Genomic DNA, 26829 nt, shown 5'->3' with positions numbered 1-26829 from the left:
TTGAACAGTGATGTTCAGCAGTGTTCAGCGTAAATGTATCAGAACAAGCTCTGCTCTGTAAACAAGCGTACACTCCAGGGGGCGGTGATGCCGTTGTAGAAAGCCAACCCCAAAACGGGCAGGCTGAGGAATCCATAGGCAATCTGAGCCAAAGGGATCCCGAGGGCATCGGGGATGAGGCTGTTGTCTCCCAGAGGGGCAATGAGCAGCAGCTTCTGCCAATGGTGGGGCTGTAGGCGGGCCGAGCGCAGCACAAACCCTGCCGAGAGGGAATTGGCAATGACGTGACACGGTCGCCCGATCACCTGCTGGACAAAATCCCCGATCATCTCGGCATAGAGGCTGCCGGTGTACTTCAAATCTGGACGTTCTGAGTTGCCCCACCCCAACAAATCCAGAGCATAGACTTGATGGTGCTGCCCCAGCTCCGCCGTAATTGCACGAAACTCATAGCTGGAGGAGCCTGCCCCAATGCCGTGCAACAACAACAACGGCTGGCCGGATCCCATGACCTTGTAAAACAGGCGATGGCCGCGCCAGAAGTGATGCCTTTCCTCTCCCGGCAGCAGGCTCTGCAGAGGTTGAGTTTGGGAAGAGATCCAAGCGTTGAAAACGGCTAGAGCACCCAACCCGCCGACAGTAGTCCAGAGCCCGATCTTGAGAACTTGGCTCAGCTCTTTCATCCTCAGCAGCCCAGCTAGGGAACCTACTTTTTCTTAAGGCGGTAGGTGATGCGCCCTTTGTTGAGGTCATAGGGGCTCAGCTCCACCTTAACCCGGTCGCCGGGCAAGATCTTGATGTAGTTGCGGCGAATTTTGCCGGAGATATGAGCGAGCACGTTGAAGCCGTTGTCCAGATCCACTCGGAACATGGCGTTGGGCAGGGATTCCGTAACAACCCCCTCCATTTCAATGGCATCTTCCTTAGACAATGAGCCCTCCCAAAAACGACATAACAAACAACAGAACAGTCCACAGCCGCGACGACACGCGCTGTTAAGAAATGAAAATATACTCCATCTCTTCTATCCTAACCGTTGCAGTCCTTCATCAGGGGATCCCTTAGGACTGAAAAGGCGTGCGATCGGTCAAAATTTCTGCTCCAGACTCGGTGACCAAGACCGTGTGCTCAAACTGAGCTGACCAAGAGCCATCTACTGTGACCACCGTCCATTGGTCTGGCAACACTCGGGTTGCCTCTCCCCCCGCATTCACCATCGGCTCAATGGCCACCGTCATGCCGGAGCGCAGCTTGGGATTGGGCAGATCGCGGGTGCGATAGTTGGGAAACTGCGGCTCCTCGTGCAGGTTGCGCCCCACCCCGTGACCAACATACTGCTTCACCACAGAATAGCCCCGCCCCTCGATGTAATCTTCAATGGCACCCGAGACATCCTGAAGCCAAACGCCGTGGCGCACACAGTCGATGCCCGTCTGCAGGGCCTTGGCCGCTGTATCGATCAGATCCCGGGCTGCGTCGCTCAGGGGTTCCAGGCCGATGGTGATACAGGAATCCGCATGCCAGCCCTCGACGATGGCGCCAAAATCCACCTTAACCACATCTCCCGGCTGCACCACTTTGCGGGGACTGGGGATCCCGTGCACCACCTCATGGTTGACACTGACACAAACGCAGGCGGGAAAGCCGTAGTAGCCCTTGAAACTGGGCAAAGCATTGAGTTGGGCCACCCGTCTCTCAGCATAGGTATCGATATCTGCCGTAGTCCAGCCCGGCTCTAGGCGCTCCGCGATCTCCTGCAATACTTGGGCCACCACCCGACCGGCCCGCCGCATTTTCTCCACTTCGCGGCGAGATTTGATCTCAATAAGCTGCATGCCCCGCCGCTGGGAGGGATTTCCAGCTCCTGCTCTGATCACGCCGTCCTCCTGAAGCCTTCCAAAAGAGCCTGCAGATGTTCCTGTACGGATTCCATCGGCTGGTTGCCGTTGACCCGCTGCAAGCGCCCCTTGGCCTCATAAAAATCAATTAGGGGAGCCGTCTGCTGCCGATAGACCTCCAGACGCTTGAGAATCACCGACCGATCCGCATCATCGCTGCGCCCCTGTTCCTTGCCCCGGGCCAGCAGCCGGGCCACCACCACCTCATCCGGCACCTCCAAGTTGAGGACGTAGTCATAATCTTGGCCCAGCTCTTGCAGCAGCTCTTCCAAGGCCTCTGCCTGGGCTAAGGTGCGAGGAAATCCATCTAGGATCCAGCCCTGCTCTGGAGATTGCTGCAACTGCCCCTTCACCATTCCGATCAGCACCTCGTCAGGCACCAGCTCTCCCGCATCCATGTAAACCTTGGCCTGGCACCCCAGGGGCGTTTGGGCTTTCACCTCGGCCCGCAACAGATCGCCTGTGGAAATTTTGGGCGTGTGGTAAATGGCCGCCAGTCGCTCCGCCTGTGTACCTTTGCCCGCCCCCGGCGGCCCCAGAAAGATCAACCTCGGCACTACTGTTTGACCATCCCTTCGTAGCGTTGTGAGATGACATAAGTCTGGATCTGCTTGGAGGTCTCGATCGCCACCCCCACCAAAATCAGTAGCGAGGTCGCCCCCAAACCTTGGAAAGTGGTGATGCCGGTTGCCCGTTCCACCGTCGTCGGGATGATGGCCACCGCGCACAGGAACAAAGCCCCCAGCAGCGTCAGGCGGTTGAGGATCCCTTCGACATACTCGGCAGTGGCCTTGCCCGGGCGTACCCCTGGAATGCTGGCCCCCATCTTCTTCAAGTTTTGAGCCAGATCCACCGGGTTGATGAGCAAAGAGGCGTAGAAGTAGCTGAAGAAGAGGATCAGCACGAAATAAAAAGGAATGTAGAACCAGGAGGTGGGGGATAGGAAGTTGGCCACTTGCACCAAAGTCAGGTTTTGGGTGTACTGGGCCAGGGCCAGAGGCAGGGACATCACCGAGTAGGCAAAGATGATCGGCATCACCCCCCCTTGGTTTAGCCTCAGGGGCAGATAGCTTTTCTGCTCGCGGAACAGCTTGTTGCCCACCTGGCGCTTGGCGTAGACGATAGGGATCTTGCGGCTGCCTTCTTGGACAAAGACAATGCCGACAATGGTGACCAAAAAGATTGCCAGCAACAGCAAGATGCCACCGATGGTGCTGCTATCGGCACGGGCCAGGCTAATAGTCTGTCCGAGGGCACGGGGCAGAGTGGCAACAATGTTGACGAAGATCAAGAGCGAAGGGCCACTTCCCACCCCTTTCTCCGTGATCATCTCTCCCAGCCACATCACAAACATGGATCCTGCCGCCAGAGCCAAGGTGGTGGAGGCCATGAAGGCCAACTCATTGGTGGTACTGGCAAACTCCCGCACCCAAAAGGAAATGCCAATGCCCTGGATGATGGCCCAGCCCAAGGTGACATAGCGGATGTATTGAGAAATCTGCCGCCGCCCCTGTTCTCCCTCGTTTTTCTGCAGGTTCTCCAAGGCTGGAATGGCCGAGACCAGCAACTGCATGATAATTGAGGCATTGATGAAAGGCAGGATCCCAAGGGCGAAAATTCCCAAAGCAGAAATCCCCCCGCCGGAGAAGACATCCAGCAAGCCAAACACAGGGCTGTTGGCAGCTTCGGCAGCAAAGCGGGCCCGATCGATACTGGGAATGGGGATGTAAATGCCCAGTCTGACCAACAGCAGCAAGCCCAAGGTGAGAAACAGACGGCTGCGCAGGCCAGAGGCCATAGCCATCTGCATAAAGGTCTCTTGGGCAGAGGGGGCGGAACCTCGTGTGTCAACCATAGGGAAGAGAATCTCGCGGGAGCAAAGGGCAAGGTTAGCTATCTACCACTCTACGCTGCTGGTGGAGCAGTCGGCAAAATCAAAAAAGTGCAACTCAGCGCCACCCGGCAGAAGCCGGCCAGAGCAACGGGAAGGGGCGGTCTAGGATCCCAAGATTTCCACCCGACCTCCGGCTGCCTCGATCTTGGCTTTGGCTGAAGCGGTAATAGCCGCCGCCCTGATCGTCAGGGGCACGCTGACTTCTCCATCTCCCAAGATCTTCAGCGGGCCATCGTTGGTGGTGACGATCCCTCGTTCCATTAAGCTTTGCAGGCTGACCTCGCTGCCGGCAGGCAGATCCGCCAAGGCGCGCAGGTTGACCAGGGTGTATTCCAGACGCCGCGTGTAGCGGGGGAAATGCTTAAGCTTGGGCAAACGCCGGTAGAGGGGAGTCTGGCCCCCTTCAAAGCCGGGCCGTGTACTGCCCCCCTTGCGGGCCTTTTGCCCCCGCATCCCCTTGCCACAGGAGGCTCCCTGTCCAGCAGAGACGCCACGACCTAGGCGCCGCCGCCGCCGCGTCGAACCTGCTTGAGGCCGAATGTCTTCCAGTCGCATGGCTACCTCTGGCTCACTTGCTCGATATACCTGTCCATCACTTGCCAAGTAGGCGGCGCACATCGATGTCTCGGTCTTGGGCCACCTGCTTGAAGGTACGCATCCGCCGCAGCGCATCGATGGTAGCACGGGCATTGTTGAGGGGGTTGCTGGATCCCAGTTGCTTGGCCAAGCTGTTGCGTACACCCGCCAGCTCCAGAACGGTGCGGACTGCCCCCCCTGCAATGACTCCTGTGCCGGGAGCTGCTGGCATGACCAAGACGGTGGCACCGCCGCCTGCCCCCTGCATGGGATGGGGTACGGACAAACCTTTGGTGAGGGGCACCTCAATCAGGTGTTTTTTACCGTCCACAACTCCCTTGCGCACTGCTCCGATCACATCGTTGGCTTTGCCTACGCCAACCCCGACTTGGCCCCGCTCGTTGCCGACCACCACCACAGCGCGGAAGCTCAACTTCTTGCCGCCCTTGACCACCTTGGTGACGCGCCGAATCTGGATGACCCGCTCTTGCCACTCCGTGGGCTGCTCTTCGCGGCTTTTCTTGCTTCTGCGACGTTCCCTCTGCTCAGCCATGTGCTGTGTCCTCAGTAGCTAGAACTGTAACCCTGCTTCTCGGGCAGCTTCTGCCAAAGCCTGAACGCGCCCGTGATAGAGCTTGCCCCCCCGATCGAAAACCACGCGGGAAATGCCCATCTGTAAGGCTCGTTCGGCAACTGAGCGGCCCACCAAGGCAGCCGCTTCTTGAGTAGCCGTCCCGGTTTCTTTGAATTTTTCGCGCAGCTCCCTGTCCAAGGTGGAGGCGGAGGCTAAGGTATGCTGGGCTACATCGTCGATCACCTGGGCGTAGATGTGTCGATGGGAGCGAAACACGGCCAGGCGAGGCCGCTCGGCGGTGCCGAAGACTTTGCGGCGAATGCGCCGATGACGACGTTGGGTGGTGATTTTGCGGCTGGTTTTCATAGGACTCCGTCCCGCTTTCGCAATGGGCTATTTACTTCTTCGCTTTCCCGGATTTACCCGCCTTGCGGCGAACTTGTTCCCCTAGATAACGGATCCCTTTCCCCTTGTAGGGCTCCGGAGGCCGGACCGCTCGGATGCGGGCGGCAGTATTGCCCACCAGTTCTTTATCTGTGCCTGAGACAACAATGATGTTGTTTCCCTCAACGGCAATTTGGATGCCGGGGGGAAAGGGGATCTCCACAGGGTGACTGTAGCCGACGTTCAAAACCAACTTGCTGCCTTGGATGGCAGCCCGGTAGCCCACGCCCACCAATTCCAGCCGCCGCTCAAATCCCTTGGATACTCCATCGACCATGTTGGCGACCAAGGTGCGGCAAAGGCCGTGGAGTTGGCGGGCAGGCCGAGAATCGTTGAGACGGCTGACTGTGAGCGTCTGAGCGTTTTGCTGGACTGTGATCAAGGGCGGTAAACTGCGGGACAGTTGACCTTTCGGGCCTTTCACTGCAATGTGTTGGCCGTCGATCTGGATCTCCACCTTGGCAGGAAGGGCGATGGGGCGTCTACCAATACGGGACATGGGAAAAACTCCTGACCAGAGAAAACTTAAGGTCTAGTAGACAAGGCAGAGGACTTCGCCGCCAATGCCCTGCTTACGAGCCTCCCGGTCGGTCATAATGCCGTTGGAGGTGGAGATGATGGCAATTCCAATTCCTCCCAGCACTCGGGGCAGCTCTTTGTGGTTGCGGTAAACCCGCAGGCCGGGTCGGCTCACCCGCTTTAGACCATTGATGATGGGCCTGCAGTTGCGGCCTTTGCCTTTGTACTTCAATCGCAACACCACTCGGGCTTGGATCCCTTCTCCCTCCTCCTTCCATTCGCTGACGAACCCTTCCTCATGAAGAACGCGAGCGATGCTGCGGGTCATGCGGGTGGCCGGAACTGCCACCGACTCGTGCCGAGCCATGGTGGCATTGCGAATGCGGGTGAGCATATCGGCGATCGTGTCGTTGGTGTGGGCCATCAGTGCTCCTCGGAAGATCAATCAAGGAAACTCAGGGTGGGCAACCTAGGAGGCAAAGGGCATGCCAAACGCTTTGAGCAGGGCACGGCCCTCTTCGTCGGTTTTAGCAGTGGTCACAATTGAAATATCCATACCTCGCAACTGATCTACAGAGTCATAGTTGATTTCGGGAAAAATCAGTTGTTCACGGATGCCGAGGGTGTAGTTGCCTCGTCCATCAAAGGCTTTGGGGCTGACGCCGCGGAAGTCACGGATACGGGGCAGAGCAATGTTGATCAGGCGATCCAAAAACGCATACATGCGCTCCCGCCGTAGGGTTACCATCAGGCCAACCGGCATGCCCTTGCGAATCTTGAAGCTGGCAATTGCCTTCTTGGCGCGGGTGATCACCGGACGCTGGCCAGTGATGGCGCTGATCTCGGCAATGGAGGATTCCAGAGCCTTGGCATTTTGGGAAGCTTCCCCCAAGCCGCGGTTGATCACGATCTTCTCCAGGCGGGGCACCTGATGGATGTTGGTGTAGCCCAACTCCTTTTGCAGCTTGGGGACGATGACGGTGTTGTAGTGGATTTGCAGACGCTGGGGCATGGTGGCTTCTCCTTGTGGCTCTGGGCTGGGTCAGAGCCAAACCAATGGTGGAAAGGGATCAAAAGCTTAGTCGAGAATCTCACCCGTTTTCTTAAGGACGCGAACCTTGCGACCATCGGCGGTGATTTGATAGCCGATACGGCTGGCCACCTCCTGCTTCTTGGAATAGGCCATCACTTTGCAGACGGGAATGGGAGCTTCCTTGGTCTCAATTCGGCCACTTTCCCCTTCTCGCTGGGGTTTACGGTGGTAGGTAACAATGTTAACCCCTTCCACCAAAACCATGTTGCGTTCGGGAAAGACCCGCAGCACCTCGCCGATTTTGCCTTTGTCATCGCCGGAGATCACCTGCACGGTATCCCCTTGCTTGATACGCATTTTGTAGCGCAGGCTGTTGCGGTGCTTGCGAATGCCCGGTCGCCGAACTAAGCGCCGAATTTGGCTGGGTTTGAGGGGGCGAACCATCAGAGTACCTCCGGGGCCAGGGAGATGATCTTGGTGAAGTTTTTCTCCCGCAGCTCGCGGGCTACAGGGCCGAAAACGCGAGTTCCACGGGGGTTGCCGTCGTTGTTGATGATCACGGCGGCGTTGTCGTCGAAGCGGATGCACATGCCGTCGGGGCGACGTACTGTGTCGACAGTGCGGATGACAACGGCCTTGACAACATCGGATTTTTTGACGGGCATGTTGGGCAGGGCATCCTTGACGACACCAATGATCACATCGCCCAAGCTGGCGTAGCGACGGCCACTGCTGCCCAGCACGCGAATACACATCATCTTGCGAGCACCGGTGTTGTCGGCCACCGTCAGCATAGTTTGCTGCTGAATCATAGTTTCTTCACCTCCCTCAGGATTTCGGCAACTTGCCAACGCTTGGTGCGGCTAAGGGGACGGGTTTCCGTGATGCGCACCAGATCCCCTTCTTGACAGCGGTTTTCCTCGTCGTGGGCCTTAAACTTCTTGGTCTTGACGACGATCTTGCCGTACTTCGGGTGAGCAACTCGATTTTCCACAGCAACAACCACCGTTTTTTGCATCTTGTTGCTGACAACAATGCCAATCTTCTCCCGAACAGCCATTACTCCTCCTTGGTTGGGCGTTTGCCCCGCTTACGCTCTCCCTCCACAGTTAGTAGTTGCGCCAGCTTGTGTTTGCGCAGCCGGATGAGATGGGGCTGGTTCAACTGCCGCGTGGCTTGCTGCAAACGCAGCTCAAACAGCTCTTTCTTGACGGCGTAGATTTCGTTGCTCAGCTCTTCGTCCGATAAAGCACGGGCATCAGCAATTTTGGGCATGGGCATGGCTGAACTCTCCTCATACACTGCTGGTGGCCACCTCTGAAGCCGTTGCCTGGGCGGGCTCTGGCTTTTCAAAGTCGGCTTTGGTTACAAACTTGACCTTAATGGGCAGCTTCTGGGCGGCAAGGCGCATGGCCTCGCGGGCGATGGGCTCTGCCACTCCCCCCATTTCGAAGAGGATACGGCCCGGCTTGACGACACAAACCCAGTACTCAGGGTTGCCTTTACCGGATCCCATGCGGGTTTCCGCGGCTCGCTGGGTAACGGGCTTGTCGGGAAAGATGCGAATCCAGATTTGGCCGCCCCGCCGAACATAGCGGGTCATGGCTCGACGGCTGGCCTCGATCTGTCGAGCTGTAATCCAGGCGGGTTCTAGGGCCACAAGGCCGTATTCCCCAAAGTTGATGCGGTTGCCACGGGTCGCTTTGCCTTTCATGCGCCCGCGCTGCTGCTTGCGGTATTTGGTGCGTTTGGGGCTTAACATGGCCGTTCCTTAAGTCAACTGCGATAGGGATCCCTGGACGTTCCGGTGTTGGCCCTCAGGCCTCCTGAGCCGAGCGATCTTCAAAGGTGGGCCGCCGCCGCTGCTGCCGACGTTTGGGCTGTTGCAGGGGAAACTTCTGTTCGTGGCGTTCCTGCCCGGGCAGAACTTCCCCTTTGAAGACCCAGACCTTGACCCCGATGATGCCGAAAGTGGTGTGGGCGAGGTGCTCGGCGTAGTCGATGTCGGCCCGCAAAGTATGCAAAGGGATCCGCCCCTCCCGCGTCCATTCGGTGCGGGCAATCTCGGCCCCGTTCAGACGCCCGGCAATTTGGATTTTGATCCCTTGTACACCTGCCCGCTGGGCCCGTTGGATCACCTGGCGCACGATGCGGCGAAAGGCAATCCGCCGTTCCAACTGTTGGGCAATGTTTTCCGCCAACAAGGTCGCCTCGGCATCGGCACGGGTGACTTCTACTACATTGATGCGAATGGTTCGCTCGCCACCACCTCGTGAACCAGGGCTTTGTCCCGCTAGCGCGGACAGCTCTTTCTGTAGACCTTGGCGCAAAGTCTCTAGGCTGGATCCGCCCCGACCCACGACCACCCCAGGGCGAGCAGCGCGGATCTCTAGGTCAATTTGATCCGCTTTGCGTTCAATTTGGATATCGGCCAAACCAGCACTGCTCAATTGCTTGGTCAGGTAGGTGCGAATCTGGTCGTCCTCCTGTAACAAGGCTGGGTAGCGGGCTGGATCGGCAAACCAGCGGCTGCGATGCTCCTTAATCACGCCGAGGCGGAAACCGGTGGGGTGGATCTTCTGTCCCATGGTGGTGTCGGTTGAAGGGTAAAGGGCTAGAAATACAGGAGGTTAAGAGGCCGTCGCCGCTTCAGCTTCCTCTATGGGCCGGACGGCGATGGTGATGTGGCAGGTGCGCTTGCGAATGGGGTAGGCCCGCCCTTGGGCGCGGGGGCGAAACCGTTTCAGCACAGGACCCTGATCAGCATAGGCCTGGCTGATCACCAGATCCCGGGGATCCAAGCCGTTGTTGTGCTCTGCGTTGGCCACCGCCGAGCGCAGCACCTTACGAACCGGCTCACAGGCAGCGTAGGGCATGAACTCCAAAAGAATCAGGGCATCGGCATAGGTGCGCCCGCGGATCTGATCCAACACCCGCCGCACTTTAAAGGGGGACATGCGGATATAGCGGGCTACCGCTTTAACCTCAGGGGATGAATCGGCCATGGCCCTCTCCTTGCCTACTCGATACTTTCCTGTTCGTTATTCCTCTCAACGGCGAGCGGCTTTTTTGTCGCTCCCCGCGTGACCGCGGAAGGTACGGGTGGGAACGAATTCCCCCAGCTTGTGACCCACCATCTGATCGGTGATGTAGATGGGCACGTGTTGCTTGCCGTTGTGAACGGCGATGGTGTGGCCGATCATGACCGGCAAGATGGTGCTGGCCCGCGACCAGGTCTTGATCATGTGCTTCTCGTTGCGCTCGTTCATCTTCTCCACCTTGAGAAGCAGCTTGGCATCCACAAAGGGGCCTTTTTTCAGCGAACGTCCCATAAGAACCTCAACTGTTTGACAAGCAATGACCATCGAAGAAGCTTCAGGAAGCGCATGGCCAGACGGCTATTGGGCAGCCCTTCCGCCCTTGTCCCGGCGGCCTCCGCGACGGCGACCGCGCACGATGAATTTGTTGCTGGGCTTGTTGCGTTTGCGGGTCTTGTACCCCAGGGTGGGCTTGCCCCAAGGGGTGACGGGGGTACTGCGGCCTATGGGGGCTCGCCCTTCCCCGCCACCATGGGGATGATCCACAGGGTTCATCACCGAGCCACGCACCTTAGGACGGCGCCCCAACCAACGACTGCGACCCGCCTTGCCCAGGCTGATGTTGTTGTGGTCAACATTGCCCAGTTGGCCGATGGTGGCGTAGCACTCGCCGCGGATCATGCGGACTTCGCCGGAGGGCAGCTTGAGGGAGACATATTTGCCTTCTCTGGCCACCACTTGAGCGCCAGCCCCGGCAGCGCGAACCATCTGTCCGCCGCGACCGGGATACAGCTCCACGTTGTGAACCACCGTTCCCAGGGGGATCCGCTCCAGGGGCATGGCATTGCCGATCTCAAAGGGGGCCTCTGGCCCGGCCATGATGGTGGATCCCACCTCTAGGTTGCGGGGAGCGAGGATGTAGCGTTTCTCTCCGTCTTCGTATTCCACCAAGCAGATGTGGGCACTGCGGTTGGGATCGTACTCGACGGTTTTGACGGTCCCCGGGATCCCGCGCTTGTCACGGCGGAAGTCGATGATGCGGTAAAGCCGCTTGTGGCCACCACCGCGGTGCCGGCAGGTGATGACGCCACGGTTGTTGCGCCCTTTCTTGCGGTGAATAAATTGCAGCAGCGACTTTTCCGGTCTGGGCCGCTTGCCGTTCTCGTCACGGGACAGCTCCTCGAAGTCAGAGACCGTCATGTGACGGGTGCTGGGGGTGTAAGGTCGGAGAGTACGAATGCCCATGGCTCGGGTAGGGGTGGGGGATGGGATGACAACAACTCAAAAAGGGGGGTTAGGTGTCCGGGAAGAGGGTAATGGAATCTCCCTCGGCCAAGGTCACAATGGCTCGCTTGGGACGGGTGCGATAGCCAACGAAGCGGCCCACCCGCCGCTGCTTGCGCGGGGGCTTCAGGGTGTTGACGGAAGTAACTCGCACGCGGAACATTTCTTCGACGGCAGCTCGGATGAGCGGCTTGGTGGCGGTGGGCAGCACTTCAAAGACATATTTGCGCTGCTCCATCAAGGCGGTTGCCTTTTCGGTGATGACGGGGCGCAACAGGACGTCGGCCAGGATCCGCTTGCTCTCAGTCATCGCTTTCCTCCTCTGCTGGGGCTGTTTCGGCCTCTTCTACCGTTGACGGCTCTGCTCCTTGAGCCAGTTCTTCTGCTGGATCTTGGGGCTCTTCGGTTTGCTCTTCTGGCCCCTGCGGATCTGCTGGACGTCCTTGGAGGGCAGCTTGGTTTTCCTGGGCCTCAGGTTGGGCTGGGGTTTGCTCTGCTTCCTCGTGTTCGCTTTCTGGAACGGCCTGATCTTCCGGCCCATCTCCGGGCAGGGCCTGATCTTCGGCTATGTCGGCCTGAGGTGCATCCTCAGAGGGAGTCTCCAGAACTGCCGGCGCAGCGTCGGATCCCCAACGGGCCTTGAGCTGCTCTAGGGCAGAAACGGTGATCAGCACCCAATCGACGTTGAGCAGATCGAAAACGTTGATCTGATCCAGGCCGATCAGCTTAACGCGGGCGATGTTGCGCACGGCCCGCTCTACGGCTTCCGAGCGTTCGGCAACGATGAGCAGAGCCGATTGATCTTCCATCACCCCCCAGCGCAGCAAAGCCTGGGCCACAGCACGGGTTTTGGGCGGGTTGAGCTGCTCCTGGAAATCCTCCACCACGACCAGATCTTCCACCCGACTTTGCAGAGCGGTGCGCAGGGCCAGTTGCCGTTCTTTGCGGTTCATGGCCAGGTTGTATTCCCGCTTGCGGGGGCCGAAGATCACCCCCCCTTTGCGCCAAAGTGGAGAGCGAATGGAGCCGGCACGGGCTCGACCGGTGCCTTTCTGCTTCCAGGGCTTGCGACCGCCGCCGCGCACCTCAGCTCGGGTCTTGGTGTGGGCGTTGCCCTGACGAGCATTGGTCATCTGCCGGCGCAGTGCCAGATAGAGAATGTGGGCGGCTGTTTCGGGACGAGCAACTTTGAGGCTCAGCTCCGCGCTGCCCACCGTTTCCCCTTGCCAATTTTTCACCACACAACTTGCCATGGTTTCCTCGTCTTTGCGGATGCGGGTCAGCCTTTGCCAGGGATCCCTCCTTAGCGCTTGTTGCCCACCTGCTTGGCAGGGGTGATCTCCAGCAGCCCTCCTTCTACCCCGGGCACGCAACCCTTGATCACCAGCAGATCCCGCTCTGGATCCACCTGCACCAACTGCAATTTGCGGGTGGTGACTCGGCCACCTCCCAACCGCCCCGCCATGCGCATCCCCGGAAACACGCGGCCTGGGGTTGTACCGGCGCCAATGGAGCCCGGTCGGCGGTGGTTTTTGGAGCCGTGGGACATGGGGCCACGACCAAAGTGGTGGCGCTTTTGATAGCCGGCAAACCCTCGCCCGATGGAGGTACCGGCCACATCCACCAATTGGCCAGGGGAGAACATCTCGACGGTAATTTTCTGCCCCAATTGGTAAGCTTCCGGCTGATCAACGCGAAACTCTCGCAGGTGGCGCAGCAGCTCTGTCACCCCTGCTTTGCTGAGGTGGCCCCGCTGCGCCCGCGTGAGATGCTTTTCGGCAGTGGGCAAGTAGCCCAACTGAATGGCGTTGTAGCCATCTGTGGCTTGGGTTTTGATCTGGGTCACGGTGCAAGGCCCCGCCTGCACGACAGTGACCGGAATGGCCAGCCCTTCTGGAGAGAAGATCTGGGTCATGCCGACTTTTCTTCCGAGGATGCCAAGTGCCACAAGAACCTCCAATCGAGCCTGCACGACTCGTTTTCATCAACTGAGAGCCAGCTCACTCCGACAATCGGCTAGCCGTTCGCGAAGCGGGCCGTAGGCCAATGGCTCAGTTAGCCGGATGGATAGGCATACAGCAATAGCGTGGCAGCAGGAAGCTCAAGACAAAGCTGAGTCTGCCGGCTGAGGCGAAAGAGCAAGGTAGGGATCCCCCGAGGCCAAGTTCAGCGCCGGCAACGCTGAGCCTTTTGCTTAGTTCACCCCCAAAGCTGCACGCCAAACTGCTTTTGTTGAGAGCTGCTCAGACTTACCTGCTAAAGAGGCAGTATCTGGTGTAGCAGCGCGCCGGGTCGCCAAAGCGGATGGACTCAGTTGGCAACGGAAAACAATCATAATGAAGCGAAGGCCCGTTTGTCCAGACTTTTGCTGAGAAAATGGGTTGGTTGGAGAGGCCGGAGAGGGTAAGGGCAGCTCAAGTGGAAGAAAAGAGCCATTGGCCAGGGAAGCCATCTCCCTTCCAAAGTGTGATGGGCTGGGCAGGCAGTGGGCTGACCCAGGCTTGTGTGGATCACTATCGAAGTTTGTTGCAGGCAGGAGCCGATCCGGGCCGGGTCTTGTTTTTGGTGCGGAGTCAACGGCAAGCGGATGAGGTGCTGCGGCGCTTGCAGCAGTCCAGTTCGGGCTTGGTGGGGCCGTGGCGGATCGAAACGTTCTTGCAGCGGGTGGGACGCTCGTTGGCCGATCATTGGCCACAGGTGTGTGAGCGTGTCCCCCAGTTGCCACGCTCGTTGGAGCCGATCCCCTTGGCCAAAGATCTCACTCAATTTCTCTGCGAACGAGCCTGCGCTTTGTGCCCTCGGCATGGGGAAGCCTTTGCCGGGGTCGGGCTCAAGGAGTTCCAGATCTGGGATCAGATCAGCAGTGCTGCTTATATTGCGGGGGCTTCGGGTTTGCCGGCAGAGGTGGTGGGATCCCAGCTGGCCCGGGCTTGGCCCGAGGAGGCAGATCCGCGGCGGGCAGAGGCTTTGCAGGCAATGGGCTGCTGTGTGGGGCGGCTGTGGGAGGCAGCACTTCGGTTGGGATCCCTGGATTTTGGCCTGCAAATTCGGCTGTTTGGCGAGCACATCCTGCCGCTGGCGGAGTTTTGGCAAGAGTGGGATCACCTGATTGTGGATCAGGCGGAAGACAGTTGTGCCGTGGCGCTGGAGTTTTACCGGCAGGGGCAAGCCCATTTGCAAAGCCAATTTTTCAGCTACACCCTCGGCGGCGGGGTCTCTTTGACCGGGATCCCAGAGGCAGTAGCTGACTTCTTGATGGCAAAAACGCAGGTTCGGTTTCTGGAGGGGAGCCATCGCGCTTCAGCAGGCATGATCCGCTTGGGGGTGCAGATTGCGCGGGTGCTGGATCCCCCGTTTTCTCATCCGCTGCCCGAGCCGCAGGGGGGAGGACTGCCGCTGGTGCAAACGCTGGAGGAAGAGACCCAGTTTGCGGCAGTGGAGGTGATGGTTGCTCAAATTCGCCGGCTTTTGGGGGCCGGGATCCCGGCCCATCGCATTGCTGTTTTGCTGCCCCGTATGGATGTGGGGGTGAGCCTGAGCTTGCAGGAGCAGTTGTCGGAAGTGCCGGTTTTGTCGATTGCCCCCTTCCCGGCGTTGATCCGCTATCCCTTGGTGCGGGCGGTGCTGACGGCAGCAGAATTGGCCCATCCCGAGTGGGGTGCTTTTCCCACTTTGCCGGCTTGGCGGCTGATGTTGAGCTGGGTGCTGGGGCTGGATCCCATCCGGGCAGCTCTGTTGGCCGAAGATACCTGGGATCCGGTGGGGCGTTCTCTGCGTCCCCGAACGGCAGTACGGCAGCCAGAGCGAGTAGGGTTTGCCAACCTGGAGCGCTACCAGCGACTGTTCGATTGGCTGCGCGGCTATCATCCCGGCCCTTCATTGGCCGCTTTCTTCCAGCAGTTTTTTGCCGATCACTTAGCCCCGGCGATTGCTTCCCCTCAGGATCAAGAGCTGCTGCGCGTGTTGATGGAAGCGGCACGGCGGTTTCGTCAGGCCTTCCCTGCCGAAGGGGATCCCGCCTTTTTGGCCATGATCCGCTCGGGACAGACCCCCAGCAGCAGCCGCTTCGAGCCCGACTATTCCCGTTACTTGGTAGTTGCAACTCCGGGGGCCTACATCACTCGGGGTTTGGAGGCGGATTACCAATTTTGGTTTGATATCACCAACCCCAGCTGGTCCCGCTCCCTCTGGCATGTGCTCTACAACAGCCGTGTGCTGACGCCGGAATGGGACGGGGAGGTTTTCGATGCGGCGCGGGATTTACAGGCGCGTCAACAGATTTTGGCCCGCACGCTGCTGAACCTCTGTTGCCGCACTCAGAAGGGGCTGTGGCTGGTGCGCTCCAATTTTAATTATCGCGGCGAGGAGAACACCAGTATTCTGGACTACCTGATTTTGAAGGGGTTGAAGGCCATGGCAACCGCCGGCTAAGGGAGAGCCTATCCTGAAAGGGTGCTGGCAACTCAGGCCTCCAAGAAATCGGGGGATGCACTGCAGGAATGGTCAAAGGCAAGGGTTTTAGAAGAGCGGCGCAGCCGCCCCTCTTATTGTGGGGGTAGGAGTCGGCGGCAAAGTGTCTTAATCTTGTTTGAAACAACGATAAAGCAATACAGCAGAGCCTTTCCAAGAAATGGCTGGCCGGGATCCCTCTCAGGCAGGGGTAAGACTGATGACCTTGGGTGGCGCAGAGGGCCGGCGTCTCAAGCCGGCTGGAAACGGCTGTGGGCATTCCCTCTGTCTTCCAACACAGTCGAGTATCGAGTAGAGTGGGGGCGCCTGCTTTGATTTGGATTGGGTTTTATGAATCCAGCTACCCCTCCTGCTGCGCCCTCGTCCCGCCGCTTTCCCCTTCGTCCCGTAGCAATGGTGGCCCTCACTGCCGGCTTCTTGGCGGGGTTAGGAGCGGGGGGCTATGCCTTACTGCAGCGGCTACGGCTGCAGATGCACCGGGATCTGATCTTCTATCGGTACACCGTCTTTTCTGAGTTTGGCTATGGAGGCTCGCCAGCGTTCGATCCCGGCCAAAGTGATCGCTGGTTTCCTCTTACCTATCCGGTGTTGGCCCGCTGGGGGGGATCCGCCGACCCGAGCCGCCGCAGCTACGCCTTCTACACCTTGCAAAGCCATGGCCTGCCCTACAGCCGTTGGTGGTTGGAGGATCGGCTGCGGCAAAATTCGGCTCAGTTTTTCGCCCCAGCAGCTTTGTTCGGGGGCTATGACTACTCAAGCGGGCAGGAGATTGCGCCTCAATACGAGCTGTTTGGGCTGGATCGGCCAGAGTCGGTGCAGCGCCTCACCGAGCTGGCCTTGGCCGGGATCCAAGCCGATAGCCCCGAGTGGAGTTTTAATCTCAACTGGCTCAACAGCTTGCTGACCCAAGAAGAATTTCCCTTGCGAGATCAGGTCTACAGAGCGCTGCTCCCCGCCTTGGAAAGCAGCTCTCCGCAGCGGGCAAAGAAACTCTTGAGCGCCTTGCCCTACGAGGAGGAAAGGATCCCCTCTTGGGCGCTGTCGCAGGTGCAGGCGGTGCGGCAGCGGGTTGCGGGGAATGTTTCTCCATACACTGATGTTTATGGGCGTGCCGGCCAAGTGTTGATCCTAGAACAGCCGACGGTGCAAACGGTGCGCCCTTTGTACGAAGATTTACCGCCCCCATCCCGACACTTTTTTCTGCTGCAGATAGCGGATCCAGAAACTCTCCCCCCTGCCGCTCAGGTGTTGCTGCGCAGCGTGGTGGGCGATGATGCTGACCCGCAGCGGTTTTTGGCGGCGGCTCTTCTCTACTTAAAAGGGGATCCCAGCGGGGAGCCGCTGCTGCAGAAGGCTCTCAACGAGGACTTTGCCTCTCTTCACGGCATCGACGACCACCTGGTTTTGCTGCAGTTGGCAGAAGCTTTTCCCAATTCCCGCTTTACGCAAGCTTGCCGGGAATACGCCCGCATTCGGGGGGGCAGCTATTTTGGCCATTCCCTCTACAACCCCGAGACCGGCGAACCGATCCCGCGGCCTTTCCCCCCGGCAGAGGAAGAGACCCTTTGGCGGACTTGGCTGACCGTCTACCCGAATCATCCCGGTGCCGACGATGCCCTCTTCTGGCTGACACGCACCTTGGAGTGGCAGGGCAAAAGGGAAGAAGCACTGGTCCTTTTGGCCAATTGGCTGGCGGATCCCTTCGGCGATGGAGACATGCGCTACGTCTTGCGCCGCCGCCTGCTTTTGCTCTTAGACAGCGGTGCAACCCCCAGCGAGTTGCAAGCTTTTCTCGACCGCCACGGCGAGCATCCTCTGGCCGCCGCCGTCCGCTATGCTCTGGCGGTTCGCTTCGCCCGCGAACACCGCTACGACCTAGCCCTGCAGCTGACGGAAAATCTGGCTTTGGATGCTGTGTTGGATCGCTACCCCTTGCTGGATGGCGGCTACTGGCTGGACGACTGGGATCCCGTGCCCGCCAGCCGCACCCCTCTGCAACCGAAAATCCAGGCCCAACGAGAACGCTGGCGCCAATTGAGCCGTTGGCAAGCCCAATCCACTCCCCAACAACGCTATCAACTGGCCGCCCACTGGGCCGCTGCCGACGGTTGGCGCAATGGGTACCTGTGGCTGTTTAACCAAACCCGTGCCGGTGGCCTGAGTGGGGATGCTGATGGAAGCGCGCCGCCGCAACCGGCTTCCTCCAGTTCTCTATCGGACTATCAGCGGGCCAATCACCATGCTGTAGCAGCAGAGTTACTCGGCTCTGTGCTGGCGGATCCCACCGCCCCTGCCCATCTTCAGGAAGAAAGCCTGTACCGGCAGGTGCTGATCCTCTACCGCCAGTACACCACCTACCCTCCCGAGGAAACGGCAGCCATCTATCCGCTGCCGGGCTTCCCCCCAGGAGTGACAGAAGATACCAGCTTGTTCGACACGTCACTGCCGGACTACGTGGATCCTGGCAGCCTCAGCTACAGCTACTTTCTGGAAGCCAAAGCCCTGCAGGATGGCTATGCCCGCCAGGCGATCTACGCCGGCAATGAGCTGCTGAACCGCTTCCCCCAGAGCCGCTATGCCGGGGATGTGCTCATGGCTCTGTACGGCCTGACGGGAGATGTCGCCTTCCTAGGACGGCTGCTGACGCAGTTTCCTGATAGCGAGCGCGCTCTGGAGGCAGCGCTTGAGCTGGGGCCCGTCAGCCACTGAGTCTTTAAGCGTACCGCAGCTTTGCAGCTTTATAGCCTCTTCACAGAGCCTTCATGAAAGGCAAATAGGGGTATTCTTGGACGAGAGCTGTCTTGCGAGATCCAGGGAGAAAGGCTTTATCTCCCCTTTGTCTCGGCGGATCTGGACTAGCTTGGGTTGAGTTTCCTTGGGCTGCCATGGGCTGATGGATCCTGCCACCTTTCTGGAGCACTATGGGTTTGAGCTGGAAGGTCAACCCAGCCAGGTTTGGGTGGAGCGCTGGAGCCAGTTGTTCCCGGATCTTTGGATCCCGGCAGCCTTGCTAGAAGCCCTCTACCAGGGGCGGTACAAGGCCGCCTCTGTGGAGCAGCTTCTCCGCCTTTGGCAGCGTCGCGGCTCTCCTCATCTTACCTTTCCCCCAGAAATCGGCCAGTTCCTTTGGCAGGAGCAGCAGGAGCGGATCCGCTCTTTGGCTGCGGCTGCCTTTGCCTGTTCTCCTCTGCCGCCGGTACCCCCCGCGGGATCCCTGTTTTCCAGAGAACCGGCCATATCTCTAAACTTGTTGTTGGAGCAGTTGCAGGAGCTTCCCCCCAAGCTGCGCCGCCTGCTTGCCCAGTCCCCTCCTCCCCAACTCGCCCGTGCTGGTGGGGCAGAGTCCTCAGGGATCCTAGAGCTCCAGCAGACGGTCGTTGACCCTCCAACTCCTGCCGAGCCCCCTCAGGGACAGTCTTGATGGGCTTGCCACTCTCTTTCCTCAGGGATCCTGGCCATGAACTTTCCCCTCGATTGCGACAGCGGTGCGGAGCACATTTTTGCCGCCTTGCCCTGTGGGGTGATCACCGTCAGCGACACGCGCACCCCTGAAACCGATCACAGCGGCCAGTTTATCTGCACAGCCCTCCAGGAGTCCGGCCACCGGGTGGAGAGATATTGCATTCTCCGAGATGAACCGCAGCTCATTCGAGAGCAGGTTCAGGATTGGGCCGGATCCCTGCCGGTGATCCTGTTGAATGGCGGCACAGGCATCGCCCCCCGCGACACCACCTATGACGCCATTGAGGCTCTCCTGGAAAAGACCTTGCCCGGTTTTGGCGAGATCTTCCGTCAGCTCAGCTACGCCCAGGTCGGCAGTCGGGCCATCGCCTCTCGGGCCATCGCCGGGATCCACGGAAAGTGCTTGATCTTTTCCATGCCTGGCTCCCCAGCAGCCGTGCAACTGGCTATGCGCAGCCTGATCCTGCCGGAGCTACCCCACCTGGTTAAGCAACTGCACCAGGGCAAGCATTGAGGCAGCAGGCCGTCTTAGTGATCCCCTCTTAGGCCAAGAGGGCAGTCGCCTTGGCAAGAGCCTCCTCCCGCAGCAGAGCGGCTTTATCGGTGCGCTCCCAGGGCAGATCCAGGTGAGTTTGCCCGAAGTGACCATAGACCGCTACATTTTGGTAGAAGCGTCCCCCCCGTTGGCGGGGCAGCTCCCGCAGTTGGAACTGGGCCAAAATGGCTGCCGGCCTCAGATCGAAGTGGCGCTGCACCAGCCGCAACAGCTCTTCGTCGGGGATGCGCCCTGTGCCAAAGGTTTCCACCAAAATGTTGATGGGGCGGGCTACCCCAATGGCGTAGCTCACCTGCACTTCACATTTTTGCGCCAAGCCAGCTGCCACGATGTTCTTGGCCACGTAACGAGCCGCATAGGCAGCGCTGCGATCCACCTTGGTGGGATCCTTGCCGGAGAAGGCCCCGCCCCCATGGCGAGAATAGCCGCCGTAGGTATCGACGATGATCTTGCGTCCGGTCAGGCCCGCATCTCCCTGAGGGCCGCCGATGACAAACTTGCCGGTGGGATTGGTGAGGAAGCGGGTGTGGCTATCCGGCTTGATGGGCAGCTCGGCAAACACCGGCGTGACCACTGCCTCCCAGAGATCGGCGCGGATCCGCTCTTGCACCGCCGCCTCTTCCGTAATGGCGCCAATCGTGGGTGTGTGCTGGGTGGAGATGAGCAGGGTGTGAATGCCCACCGGGCGACCTTCCTCATAGGCCACAGTCACCTGCGTTTTGCCATCCGGGCGCAGATAGGGCAGGGTGCCGTTTTTGCGAACCGTGGCCAACTGGCGGCTGAGGCGGTGGGCCAAGCTAATGGGCAAGGGCATCAACTCGGGAGTTTCATCGCAGGCAAAGCCAAACATCAACCCCTGATCCCCGGCCCCGACCAAGTCGAATTGATCTTCCTGGGAGCCGCGACTTTCCAGGGCCATGTTCACCCCTTGGGCAATATCGGGAGATTGCTCATCGAAAGCCACCAACACCGCGCAGCTTTCTGCACAAAACCCATTCTTGGCATCGGTATAGCCAATTTCGGCCACCTTGTCCCGCACCAGACGGGTGAAGTTGACCTGCGCTTGCGAGGTGATCTCCCCGGTCAACAAAACCAGGCCCGTATTGACCACCACCTCGGCGGCCACCCGACTGAGGGGATCCGCCGTCAAGAGGGCATCCACGATGGCATCGGAGATCTGATCGCAGATTTTGTCGGGGTGCCCCTCCGTCACCGACTCCGAGGAAAACAAAAACGACTTGGACAACGAACCTTCTCCTTAAAAGCTAGAACTGAGAACCTGAACAAAAAACAAGGCTCACCCGCTCGTTCATTATCCGTCGGAGAAAGAGCCAACCAGGGATCCCCAGGTGCTCCGCACCAGCCCCAACTCAGCCAGAGGAAAGGCCCAGCAACCAGCAAGCGTTCTGCACCGCTGACGCACCAGCACTGCCGCGAAGGCCTTGCCCCGCTGCCGCGACCAGAGCTATGGGAGCTGCTAAAGGATAAAGTTGCCAGAAAAGTCCCCCGCCAAAGAGGGCTATCCTCTAGAGAAAACTTTATTGCCTTTATCTTTCGGTTACTGACTAACCGCAGGAATTGGCACCGTAGCGGAGGCTTCCGCCGGGTTGCCGCAGCTTCATTGGGCCTGGTCCCTCAGTCTGCTCTGGATAAAGAACGGAACTTGTCCCTATAGTACCCCCAACCTCCGCCCATTTGTCAAAAAAATAAGCTGTGGGCGGCTTCAGCCAAACAGACCCTGCCACCAGTCTGTCCCCTGAGCGGCTTTGAGAAAGAATGCGCCGGCCAAGCCCAGGGGGGAGAGAACGCCGAGAAAGCCAACTGTCCCCAATCCCCAAGCCAAGCGGTGCAGATGCTTTTTGTCGGCAGGATTTGGCGTCGTTTCGGCTGAGATGGCCAACAGGGATCCCAAGGCTGCCAATAGGGATCCCCCCAGACCTGCAAAGTAGCTGGGCGCTAGCCACGGTTGCAACTCGGCGGCAGATACGACTTGGATGCGGGGCAAGACTTGAAAGCACCCTATTGCCAGCACTGCCCAGATGAAGCAGTACATCAGCAGGCTATCTCGGAAAGCGGCAGCCGGTTCTCTCATATCCCAGCCGAATGAAACCGGATTAGGATAAAGGCGGTTCACTGTGGGGAACTTGGGTTTGCCCCGACGGTCGCGCCAGTGGTGCAGTTCCCCTCAGCCTGTGTGGCGAATCTCGATTCCTTTTGATTATGGCCCAACCCGCCCTGTCTGGCTTGCCTGCACCGGCTTCCGGATCCCAGCCCCTGCCCCCCTCGACAACAGAACTTGAGGCTGCTTGCGATAGCTCACCGGGCACAGAGGCTGACCCAAACTGGCGGCACCGCCAAAGAATGCAAAAACGCCAGCAGCGGCAGCGGCAGCGTCTGTCGGGCATGCGAGATGACAAGGGCTTGATCATCGTACACACCGGGCAGGGCAAGGGAAAGACCACGGCTGCCTTTGGCATGATCTTCCGCGCCCTCGGCCAGGGATTGTCGGTGGGGGTGGTGCAATTTATCAAGGGGGCCTGGGATCCAGGAGAAGCCAAGCTATTGCGGAAATTGGCCGAGCATCCAGAGCTGGGCCTGGGGAAAATAGCTTTTTACGCCATGGGAGAGGGCTTTACCTGGGAAACCCAAGACCGGGAGCGAGACATCGCCCATGCACAGGCAGCCTGGGAAAAGGGGCGGGAGCTGTTCACCAGCGGGGAGTTTCAGTTGGTGCTTCTGGATGAGATCAATGTCGCCCTCAAGTTGGGATATCTCTCGCCGGACAGGGTGTTGGCCGGGCTAGCGGAGAAACCGGAGCGGGTTCACCTGATCTTGACGGGGCGGGGCGCGCCGGCAGCGTTGATCGACCGAGCCGATCTGGTGACGGAGATGACTTTGGTCAAGCATCCCTTCCGTGACCAGGGGATCAAGGCGCAAATCGGCATCGAGTTCTAACCCTTGGGCAGGAAAGATGGCCATTCTGCTGGCGGCGGCAGCAAGCGGCAGCGGCAAAACCACCATCACTCTGGCTCTGTTGGCCGCTCTGAGGCGACGGGGCCTGCGCATCCAACCTTTCAAGGTGGGGCCGGATTACATTGATCCTCTGTTTCACACGGCGGTGAGCGGGATCCCCTGTCGCACTTTGGATCCCTTCTTGACCGACGAGGACTTTGTGCAGCGCTGCTTTCGCCACCATTGCCAGGGCAAGGATGGAGCCATTGTGGAGGGGGTAATGGGCCTCTTCGATGGACGAGCGCCGGGATCCCTGCCCCTCCCCGAGGGCGGAACGGAGCCTTTTTTTGCCAGCAGCGCCCATGTGGCCCGCCTGCTCGGGATCCCTGTGGTGCTGGTGATCGATGGCAGCGGCATGGGAACGACGGTGGCCGCTTTGCTCTACGGCTTGAGCCGCTGGGATCCCCGCCTCTCCATTGCTGGGGTGATTTTCAACCGGGTGGCCTCGGAGCGGCATGGACAAATCTTGCAGCAGGCAGCGGCTGCAGCGGGGATCCCAGTCTTGGGCCAGTTTCCCCGGCGGGAGGATTTGCGGTTGCCCAGCCGACACCTGGGGTTGGTGCCTGTCTCAGAACTGGATCACTTCCCCCACTGGCAAGCTGCCTGGGCCGAGCTGGCCGAGCAACACGTCAATTGGGATAGCCTATTGCCCCTCATTCGGAGGCTTCCTCCAGCGGTAGGAGAGCTGTGGCCAGGGATCCCCCCTCTCACCGAAAGGACTCCGCCCCGCCGCTGCGAACAGGTACGGGTGGCGGTGGCCCAAGACCACGCCTTTAACTTCTACTACGCCGACAACTTGGATCTGTTGCGGGCCTGTGGAGCCGAGCTGCTGGAGTATTCCCCCCTCCAGGTGGGGCTATGGCCACCGGAGCCCTGCGACGGCGTGCTGCTGGGGGGAGGGTTCCCGGAATTGTTTGCAGCACCTCTATCTGAGAGCATTAACCAACGCCCGCTCCCGCCCGCCCACCCACCCCTCTATGCCGAGTGTGGCGGACTGATGGTGCTGGGCCAATCCCTCACCGATTTTCAGGGAAAGACCTACCCGATGGCCGGGCTGTTGCCCATCACAGTAGACATGGCCAACCGGCTATGTTTGGGCTACCGCGCAGCTGCCGTTTTGCGCCCAACCCTGCTGGCGCCAGCTGGGGATCGCCTGCGCGGGCATGAATTTCACCGCTCCCGCAGCACCCCCATCTCCCCCAGCCCAATCTACAGCTGGGGATCCCCCGCCCAGCTTCAACAGGAAGGATGGGCCACCGAGCGTCTTCACGCTTCGTACCTGCATCTGCACTGGGGATCCCGTCCTGATTTGGCCCTGAGATTATTACAGAACTTCTTAAGAATCTCGAAAGGGGATCCCTAAAAAACCGTGCCATCGCTGAGCAGTTGGATGGGAGGAGAAGCATCTGGCCTAAGCTGGGCCGCTATTTGCCGTCCTGCCGTCCAGGTTCCCCCTTGCAGTATTTTCACCAGGGGCAACTCCTGGGCAGAGCAGCCAAGCCTTTCCCGGATTAAGGAGGCAACTTGATCCAGCAAAATCACCGTCAGGGCTCGCCACTCCACAATCACCGTCGAATCTGGGGGATGCGGTTGCTGCCCAATCTCCGGCTGCTTGAGCTGGATCACCCCCAAATCCACAAACAGCCCCCCGTTGCGATACTCCGCCAAACCCGTCAGCTCATCCAAACCCCCGATTGGGATCCCCTCCTGCTGCAACGGCTCCAGCAGGGAATAGGTCATCCATTGGGACAACTTGTGAAAAGGCACCCAATGGCTCCCCGGCTCCGTTTGGGGCAGGTGGGGATAGGGCCAGACATCCCCCAGAGGGATCCCGGCCAGCGAGACTCGCCCAGGCCAAATGGGGCCAACCCCCCTCTGAACTGCCTGTAAGACCTGTGCTGCCTCGATCCCACCGCTGGGATCCTCAGGCTGGATGGCGTCCCACAACCGGCCTGGACGAGGAAGATTGTGACCAGATCCAAAGTAATGAGGTTGAGCCCGCAAAGTTTGTGCCAACCTTTGCAGCAGTTGCCAGCGCCCCTCCAGTCCCAGTAAAGGATTTTCCGGCCCCACCTGGAAAGCTGCTGCCAAATCCGCCAAGGTGATCCGCTCCAGGCCTGCCGCATCCACCTGCAGAGGCTGCTGGGGATCGCTGGAAAACCCACCTTGCCAGAACCAGTCGAAACTGGCCAAGGCCAAACCTTCGGAACGACCCACCACCGTCTGACTTTCTGGATCCCGGTACTTCCAGGCAGAGCCTGCCCCTGCGTCCAGCAACACGCTGACGATGGCCAGATCCCACTTGCATCGCAGCCGCTCCAGCGGATCCATGTCTTTAAGTCGATTTTCCAGACGGGTTAGGCGCTCCCCGGATCCCACTTGAAAATGTTGCCAGCGGCTGTGGAAGGGAATTTCCCCGGTGGGATAGTGGGCCCGCATTGTGGTGATCACATAGTCGGCTACGGATCCCAGCCGGTTCAGGTCGAGGCGAAAGTGCTCTGATTCATCGGCCAAAACCCTTTCCAATAGCAACTGACAGCGATCCCGAATGGCTTGGGGACTCTGCAAATAAGCCACTCGTTTCTCCAGATCAACAGGTGTCAGCATCGAGCCGTTCCTTCTCAATTGTCCATGCCGAGAGTTTTCTCAGCATAACCGGGTGGGAACCCACCTTGATCTGCATTCGTCTGCAAGCCTTGGCCCACTTGACACTCCCGCCGGTCTCTTGTCAAAAGACCGCGTCTTACTTCGCGATCGGTGAGACCCTTGCAAGAGAAAGCTTTGAGGCAACTGTCCTGCTGACACGAGCAGCCCTGAGCCATTTTGAGAAAAGACTGGGCCAAGCACTGGGTGAGGATCCCGATAGATAAGAGCATTGACTCGAGGTAAATTTTGATGTCCCTGTTAAGAGAAGTGTTGAATACTACATTTCCCTGAAGTAGACTTCGCCTACTCTGTGGCCTTAATCACTTCCTTGAGGGATTGTCGATTGTTATGATAGATGTAATCCTAGTCCTAAGCATAAATTACTAGTTAGGTCATTTGCAGCTAGGCTAAGCCCCAAAAGTGCCAATCCGTTAGGGAGGAGTGTGATGTTCACACGGTTGGCGGAACAATACCGCAGCTATGTTCAAGATCTGGTGATGAGTTTGCAGGCTCTGGCCATCGTTTTGGAGAAGCGGGGCTACCCAGCCTCTTGCTACACCTGTGGTACGTCTTTCGAGAGTGCCTCGTTTATGGTCAGTTTACGAGAGGGGCACCTAATCCGCTTTTTGGTTTCCGAGTGCTCCATTAGCTGGACAGAAATGCGGGATGACCGGGAGCTTATGAAATTGGAAGGGGCAGAGGCGATTCGCCAACTGCAGGAGCTGGCAGAGCTTATCAAAGATGAGCTGTTGGTCGCCGCCACGCCGGCTGAAGCTCTGGTGGCCAGCACCTGATTTTTGCAGGCCCCAGGTCTGCCCGAACCCAAGCCGTAGCCGATTGGACAACTAAGCCTAACCTTCTAGGCCGCTGCTTTGGAGATTTTTCCCCTGTTGAGGAGTAAGGGTGGAATAGGGATCCCCCTCGACGGAGTGGCAGTTGGCTGGCTGCCCATGCCGCTTGTATGGGGATCCCAGATGACCCGCTCTCCCAGCTTGTATCTGGAGTGGTTTGTGGCGGCAAAGCCTCTCTGAGTAAAGTCTGAGTAAGGTGTCACCGCTGCCAGGGATCCCCTGTTGACGGCTTCATCTTATAACTCTGACCCAATACCCCCAAGGGGATTCGAACCCCTGTCGCATCCGTGAAAGGGATGTGTCCTAGGCCTCTAGACGATGGGGGCACTCGGAAACGAGGCGATCCTAATCCTAAAGAAGGATAAGTGAGCTTGTCAACCTTTTAATCTGCATCCCCAGACCCACGCCCTGCCAAGTTCAGAATCAAGATCCCCAGCAAAGCCAGGCTCAGCAGGCTGGCAATCACAATCGGTTCATCTGGGATCACGTCCATCTTGGCTTCACCTCACCACATCACAAAGAGCCACACCTCAGCTAGAAATCGCAGGAGCCCCGCACTGTACCCGTAGGGT

At 59.1% G+C, this 26829-nt stretch carries 32 protein-coding genes, 1 tRNA gene, 1 pseudogene and 1 riboswitch; of the genes and pseudogenes, 7 read left to right on the top strand and 27 right to left on the bottom strand.

The window, feature by feature from the left end; translation table 11 throughout:
- Window positions 1–38: 38 nt before the first annotated feature.
- From NW843_RS08460 to rplC, 23 genes and pseudogenes are all read right to left on the bottom strand, one after another.
- Entirely contained in the window at window positions 39–683 is a 645-nt protein-coding gene (locus NW843_RS08460; RefSeq protein WP_414522661.1) for an alpha/beta fold hydrolase, read from the bottom strand.
- Window positions 684–706: 23 nt separating this feature from the next.
- Window positions 707–931, bottom strand: coding sequence for a translation initiation factor IF-1 (gene infA / locus NW843_RS08455; RefSeq protein ID WP_011434173.1), 225 nt, complete (start codon window positions 929–931; stop codon window positions 707–709).
- Between the two features lie 130 nt (window positions 932–1061).
- Window positions 1062–1835, bottom strand: a complete 774-nt coding sequence (gene map / locus NW843_RS08450) for a type I methionyl aminopeptidase (protein WP_414344308.1) — start codon at window positions 1833–1835, stop codon at window positions 1062–1064.
- A gap of 38 nt (window positions 1836–1873) precedes the next feature.
- Window positions 1874–2455, bottom strand: coding sequence for an adenylate kinase (locus tag NW843_RS08445; protein ID WP_011434171.1), 582 nt, complete (start codon window positions 2453–2455; stop codon window positions 1874–1876).
- Window positions 2455–3753, bottom strand: a complete 1299-nt coding sequence (gene secY, locus NW843_RS08440) for a preprotein translocase subunit SecY (protein WP_414522660.1) — start codon at window positions 3751–3753, stop codon at window positions 2455–2457. Before secY ends, NW843_RS08445 begins: the two co-directional genes overlap by 1 nt.
- A 141-nt stretch (window positions 3754–3894) precedes the next feature.
- A complete protein-coding gene (gene rplO, locus NW843_RS08435; RefSeq protein WP_414399802.1) occupies window positions 3895–4347 on the bottom strand; it encodes a 50S ribosomal protein L15 in 453 nt (150 codons plus the stop codon).
- Window positions 4348–4384: 37 nt separating this feature from the next.
- On the bottom strand, window positions 4385–4921 hold the full coding sequence (gene rpsE / locus NW843_RS08430) for a 30S ribosomal protein S5 (RefSeq protein ID WP_414344276.1): 537 nt from the start codon (window positions 4919–4921) through the stop codon (window positions 4385–4387).
- Window positions 4922–4939: 18 nt separating this feature from the next.
- A complete protein-coding gene (rplR, locus tag NW843_RS08425) occupies window positions 4940–5308 on the bottom strand; it encodes a 50S ribosomal protein L18 (protein WP_011434167.1) in 369 nt (122 codons plus the stop codon).
- Window positions 5309–5339: 31 nt separating this feature from the next.
- Window positions 5340–5885, bottom strand: coding sequence for a 50S ribosomal protein L6 (gene rplF, locus NW843_RS08420; protein WP_414355944.1), 546 nt, complete (start codon window positions 5883–5885; stop codon window positions 5340–5342).
- A gap of 33 nt (window positions 5886–5918) precedes the next feature.
- On the bottom strand, window positions 5919–6329 hold the full coding sequence (rpsH, locus tag NW843_RS08415) for a 30S ribosomal protein S8 (protein ID WP_011434165.1): 411 nt from the start codon (window positions 6327–6329) through the stop codon (window positions 5919–5921).
- A 45-nt stretch (window positions 6330–6374) separates the two neighbouring features.
- Complete coding sequence (gene rplE / locus NW843_RS08410) at window positions 6375–6917, bottom strand: 50S ribosomal protein L5 (protein ID WP_414328930.1); 543 nt, start codon at window positions 6915–6917, stop codon at window positions 6375–6377.
- A 66-nt stretch (window positions 6918–6983) separates the two neighbouring features.
- Window positions 6984–7382 carry a 50S ribosomal protein L24 gene (gene rplX, locus NW843_RS08405; RefSeq protein ID WP_011434163.1) on the bottom strand — a complete coding sequence of 133 codons (399 nt, stop codon included), beginning with the start codon at window positions 7380–7382 and terminating at the stop codon, window positions 6984–6986.
- Window positions 7382–7750 (bottom strand): 50S ribosomal protein L14, encoded by a 369-nt coding sequence (rplN, locus tag NW843_RS08400; RefSeq protein ID WP_011434162.1) that lies wholly within the window; start codon window positions 7748–7750, stop codon window positions 7382–7384. The genes rplX and rplN overlap by 1 nt, the downstream gene beginning before the upstream one ends.
- Window positions 7747–7998, bottom strand: a complete 252-nt coding sequence (rpsQ, locus tag NW843_RS08395; RefSeq protein ID WP_011434161.1) for a 30S ribosomal protein S17 — start codon at window positions 7996–7998, stop codon at window positions 7747–7749. The genes rplN and rpsQ overlap by 4 nt, the downstream gene beginning before the upstream one ends.
- Window positions 7998–8219: a 50S ribosomal protein L29 gene (gene rpmC / locus NW843_RS08390; protein WP_011434160.1), complete on the bottom strand. Its 222-nt coding sequence runs from the start codon at window positions 8217–8219 to the stop codon at window positions 7998–8000. Before rpmC ends, rpsQ begins: the two co-directional genes overlap by 1 nt.
- Before the next feature lie 13 nt (window positions 8220–8232).
- On the bottom strand, window positions 8233–8700 hold the full coding sequence (rplP, locus tag NW843_RS08385) for a 50S ribosomal protein L16 (protein ID WP_011434159.1): 468 nt from the start codon (window positions 8698–8700) through the stop codon (window positions 8233–8235).
- Between the two features lie 55 nt (window positions 8701–8755).
- The gene (gene rpsC / locus NW843_RS08380; protein WP_011434158.1) at window positions 8756–9526 is read right to left on the bottom strand and encodes a 30S ribosomal protein S3; all 771 of its coding nucleotides are present in this window, start codon (window positions 9524–9526) and stop codon (window positions 8756–8758) included.
- A 42-nt stretch (window positions 9527–9568) separates the two neighbouring features.
- Window positions 9569–9943 carry a 50S ribosomal protein L22 gene (gene rplV / locus NW843_RS08375; protein ID WP_011434157.1) on the bottom strand — a complete coding sequence of 125 codons (375 nt, stop codon included), beginning with the start codon at window positions 9941–9943 and terminating at the stop codon, window positions 9569–9571.
- A gap of 45 nt (window positions 9944–9988) precedes the next feature.
- A complete protein-coding gene (rpsS, locus tag NW843_RS08370) occupies window positions 9989–10270 on the bottom strand; it encodes a 30S ribosomal protein S19 (protein WP_414331934.1) in 282 nt (93 codons plus the stop codon).
- Window positions 10271–10336: 66 nt separating this feature from the next.
- Window positions 10337–11221 (bottom strand): 50S ribosomal protein L2, encoded by an 885-nt coding sequence (rplB, locus tag NW843_RS08365; protein ID WP_414522659.1) that lies wholly within the window; start codon window positions 11219–11221, stop codon window positions 10337–10339.
- A gap of 49 nt (window positions 11222–11270) precedes the next feature.
- Window positions 11271–11570: a 50S ribosomal protein L23 gene (locus NW843_RS08360; protein ID WP_011434154.1), complete on the bottom strand. Its 300-nt coding sequence runs from the start codon at window positions 11568–11570 to the stop codon at window positions 11271–11273.
- Window positions 11571–11886: 316 nt separating this feature from the next.
- Window positions 11887–12513, bottom strand: a pseudogene (gene rplD / locus NW843_RS08355) (50S ribosomal protein L4); the annotation flags it as partial.
- Window positions 12514–12563: 50 nt separating this feature from the next.
- Window positions 12564–13208 carry a 50S ribosomal protein L3 gene (gene rplC / locus NW843_RS08350; protein ID WP_414522658.1) on the bottom strand — a complete coding sequence of 215 codons (645 nt, stop codon included), beginning with the start codon at window positions 13206–13208 and terminating at the stop codon, window positions 12564–12566.
- Between the two features lie 470 nt (window positions 13209–13678).
- Between rplC and NW843_RS08345 the strand changes: the two genes are divergently transcribed.
- The 4 genes from NW843_RS08345 (at window position 13679) to NW843_RS08330 (ending at window position 19706) form a co-directional block, all read left to right on the top strand.
- Window positions 13679–15691 (top strand): hypothetical protein, encoded by a 2013-nt coding sequence (locus tag NW843_RS08345; protein ID WP_414522657.1) that lies wholly within the window; start codon window positions 13679–13681, stop codon window positions 15689–15691.
- 369 nt (window positions 15692–16060) lie between these two features.
- Complete coding sequence (locus NW843_RS08340; protein ID WP_414522656.1) at window positions 16061–18439, top strand: tetratricopeptide repeat protein; 2379 nt, start codon at window positions 16061–16063, stop codon at window positions 18437–18439.
- A gap of 184 nt (window positions 18440–18623) precedes the next feature.
- On the top strand, window positions 18624–19151 hold the full coding sequence (locus NW843_RS08335) for a hypothetical protein (RefSeq protein WP_414380883.1): 528 nt from the start codon (window positions 18624–18626) through the stop codon (window positions 19149–19151).
- Window positions 19152–19187: 36 nt separating this feature from the next.
- A complete protein-coding gene (locus tag NW843_RS08330) occupies window positions 19188–19706 on the top strand; it encodes a MogA/MoaB family molybdenum cofactor biosynthesis protein (RefSeq protein ID WP_414399829.1) in 519 nt (172 codons plus the stop codon).
- A 28-nt stretch (window positions 19707–19734) separates the two neighbouring features.
- On the opposite strand, the gene metK is transcribed toward NW843_RS08330, so the two are convergent.
- Window positions 19735–20994, bottom strand: coding sequence for a methionine adenosyltransferase (gene metK, locus NW843_RS08325; RefSeq protein WP_041436796.1), 1260 nt, complete (start codon window positions 20992–20994; stop codon window positions 19735–19737).
- A gap of 298 nt (window positions 20995–21292) precedes the next feature.
- A riboswitch (SAM riboswitch) is annotated at window positions 21293–21404 on the bottom strand.
- A gap of 67 nt (window positions 21405–21471) precedes the next feature.
- Window positions 21472–21840: a hypothetical protein gene (locus NW843_RS08320; RefSeq protein ID WP_011434147.1), complete on the bottom strand. Its 369-nt coding sequence runs from the start codon at window positions 21838–21840 to the stop codon at window positions 21472–21474.
- A 269-nt stretch (window positions 21841–22109) separates the two neighbouring features.
- On the opposite strand from NW843_RS08320, the gene cobO reads away from it, so the two are divergent.
- Together cobO and NW843_RS08310 are read left to right on the top strand one after the other, a co-directional pair.
- Window positions 22110–22703 (top strand): cob(I)yrinic acid a,c-diamide adenosyltransferase, encoded by a 594-nt coding sequence (gene cobO / locus NW843_RS08315; RefSeq protein ID WP_414417374.1) that lies wholly within the window; start codon window positions 22110–22112, stop codon window positions 22701–22703.
- Between the two features lie 16 nt (window positions 22704–22719).
- Entirely contained in the window at window positions 22720–24123 is a 1404-nt protein-coding gene (locus NW843_RS08310) for a cobyrinate a,c-diamide synthase (RefSeq protein ID WP_414522655.1), read from the top strand.
- Here NW843_RS08310 and NW843_RS08305 read toward each other — a convergent pair.
- Window positions 24120–25367 carry a URC4/urg3 family protein gene (locus NW843_RS08305; RefSeq protein ID WP_414522654.1) on the bottom strand — a complete coding sequence of 416 codons (1248 nt, stop codon included), beginning with the start codon at window positions 25365–25367 and terminating at the stop codon, window positions 24120–24122. The genes NW843_RS08310 and NW843_RS08305 overlap by 4 nt on opposite strands.
- Before the next feature lie 485 nt (window positions 25368–25852).
- On the opposite strand from NW843_RS08305, the gene NW843_RS08300 reads away from it, so the two are divergent.
- A complete protein-coding gene (locus tag NW843_RS08300) occupies window positions 25853–26200 on the top strand; it encodes a DUF1815 family protein (RefSeq protein ID WP_011434143.1) in 348 nt (115 codons plus the stop codon).
- A gap of 310 nt (window positions 26201–26510) precedes the next feature.
- Here NW843_RS08300 and NW843_RS08295 read toward each other — a convergent pair.
- Window positions 26511–26583, bottom strand: a tRNA-Glu gene (locus tag NW843_RS08295).
- Window positions 26584–26829: the final 246 nt, after the last annotated feature.

The organism is Synechococcus sp. R5-12 (assembly GCF_047502655.1).
Classification (GTDB): domain Bacteria; phylum Cyanobacteriota; class Cyanobacteriia; order Thermostichales; family Thermostichaceae; genus Thermostichus.
This window is presented reverse-complemented; position numbering and strand designations above follow the sequence as displayed.

Excerpts from the sequence above, each read along its gene's own strand:
- NW843_RS08460 (WP_414522661.1), bottom strand. The coding sequence starts at position 683 with ATGAAAGAGCTGAGCCAAGTTCTCAAGATCGGGCTCTGGACTACTGTC.
- map (WP_414344308.1), bottom strand. The coding sequence starts at position 1,835 with ATGCAGCTTATTGAGATCAAATCTCGCCGCGAAGTGGAGAAAATGCGG.
- secY (WP_414522660.1), bottom strand. The coding sequence starts at position 3,753 with ATGGTTGACACACGAGGTTCCGCCCCCTCTGCCCAAGAGACCTTTATG.
- rplO (WP_414399802.1), bottom strand. The coding sequence starts at position 4,347 with ATGCGACTGGAAGACATTCGGCCTCAAGCAGGTTCGACGCGGCGGCGG.
- rpsE (WP_414344276.1), bottom strand. The coding sequence starts at position 4,921 with ATGGCTGAGCAGAGGGAACGTCGCAGAAGCAAGAAAAGCCGCGAAGAG.
- rplR (WP_011434167.1), bottom strand. The coding sequence starts at position 5,308 with ATGAAAACCAGCCGCAAAATCACCACCCAACGTCGTCATCGGCGCATT.
- rplF (WP_414355944.1), bottom strand. The coding sequence starts at position 5,885 with ATGTCCCGTATTGGTAGACGCCCCATCGCCCTTCCTGCCAAGGTGGAG.
- rpsH (WP_011434165.1), bottom strand. The coding sequence starts at position 6,329 with ATGGCCCACACCAACGACACGATCGCCGATATGCTCACCCGCATTCGC.
- rplE (WP_414328930.1), bottom strand. The coding sequence starts at position 6,917 with ATGCCCCAGCGTCTGCAAATCCACTACAACACCGTCATCGTCCCCAAG.
- rplX (WP_011434163.1), bottom strand. The coding sequence starts at position 7,382 with ATGGTTCGCCCCCTCAAACCCAGCCAAATTCGGCGCTTAGTTCGGCGA.
- rplN (WP_011434162.1), bottom strand. The coding sequence starts at position 7,750 with ATGATTCAGCAGCAAACTATGCTGACGGTGGCCGACAACACCGGTGCT.
- rpsQ (WP_011434161.1), bottom strand. The coding sequence starts at position 7,998 with ATGGCTGTTCGGGAGAAGATTGGCATTGTTGTCAGCAACAAGATGCAA.
- rpmC (WP_011434160.1), bottom strand. The coding sequence starts at position 8,219 with ATGCCCATGCCCAAAATTGCTGATGCCCGTGCTTTATCGGACGAAGAG.
- rplP (WP_011434159.1), bottom strand. The coding sequence starts at position 8,700 with ATGTTAAGCCCCAAACGCACCAAATACCGCAAGCAGCAGCGCGGGCGC.
- rpsC (WP_011434158.1), bottom strand. The coding sequence starts at position 9,526 with ATGGGACAGAAGATCCACCCCACCGGTTTCCGCCTCGGCGTGATTAAG.
- rplV (WP_011434157.1), bottom strand. The coding sequence starts at position 9,943 with ATGGCCGATTCATCCCCTGAGGTTAAAGCGGTAGCCCGCTATATCCGC.
- rpsS (WP_414331934.1), bottom strand. The coding sequence starts at position 10,270 with ATGGGACGTTCGCTGAAAAAAGGCCCCTTTGTGGATGCCAAGCTGCTT.
- rplB (WP_414522659.1), bottom strand. The coding sequence starts at position 11,221 with ATGGGCATTCGTACTCTCCGACCTTACACCCCCAGCACCCGTCACATG.
- NW843_RS08360 (WP_011434154.1), bottom strand. The coding sequence starts at position 11,570 with ATGACTGAGAGCAAGCGGATCCTGGCCGACGTCCTGTTGCGCCCCGTC.
- NW843_RS08340 (WP_414522656.1), top strand. The coding sequence starts at position 16,061 with ATGAATCCAGCTACCCCTCCTGCTGCGCCCTCGTCCCGCCGCTTTCCC.
- NW843_RS08335 (WP_414380883.1), top strand. The coding sequence starts at position 18,624 with ATGGATCCTGCCACCTTTCTGGAGCACTATGGGTTTGAGCTGGAAGGT.
- NW843_RS08330 (WP_414399829.1), top strand. The coding sequence starts at position 19,188 with ATGAACTTTCCCCTCGATTGCGACAGCGGTGCGGAGCACATTTTTGCC.
- NW843_RS08320 (WP_011434147.1), bottom strand. The coding sequence starts at position 21,840 with ATGAGAGAACCGGCTGCCGCTTTCCGAGATAGCCTGCTGATGTACTGC.
- cobO (WP_414417374.1), top strand. The coding sequence starts at position 22,110 with ATGCAAAAACGCCAGCAGCGGCAGCGGCAGCGTCTGTCGGGCATGCGA.
- NW843_RS08310 (WP_414522655.1), top strand. The coding sequence starts at position 22,720 with ATGGCCATTCTGCTGGCGGCGGCAGCAAGCGGCAGCGGCAAAACCACC.
- NW843_RS08305 (WP_414522654.1), bottom strand. The coding sequence starts at position 25,367 with ATGCTGACACCTGTTGATCTGGAGAAACGAGTGGCTTATTTGCAGAGT.
- NW843_RS08300 (WP_011434143.1), top strand. The coding sequence starts at position 25,853 with ATGTTCACACGGTTGGCGGAACAATACCGCAGCTATGTTCAAGATCTG.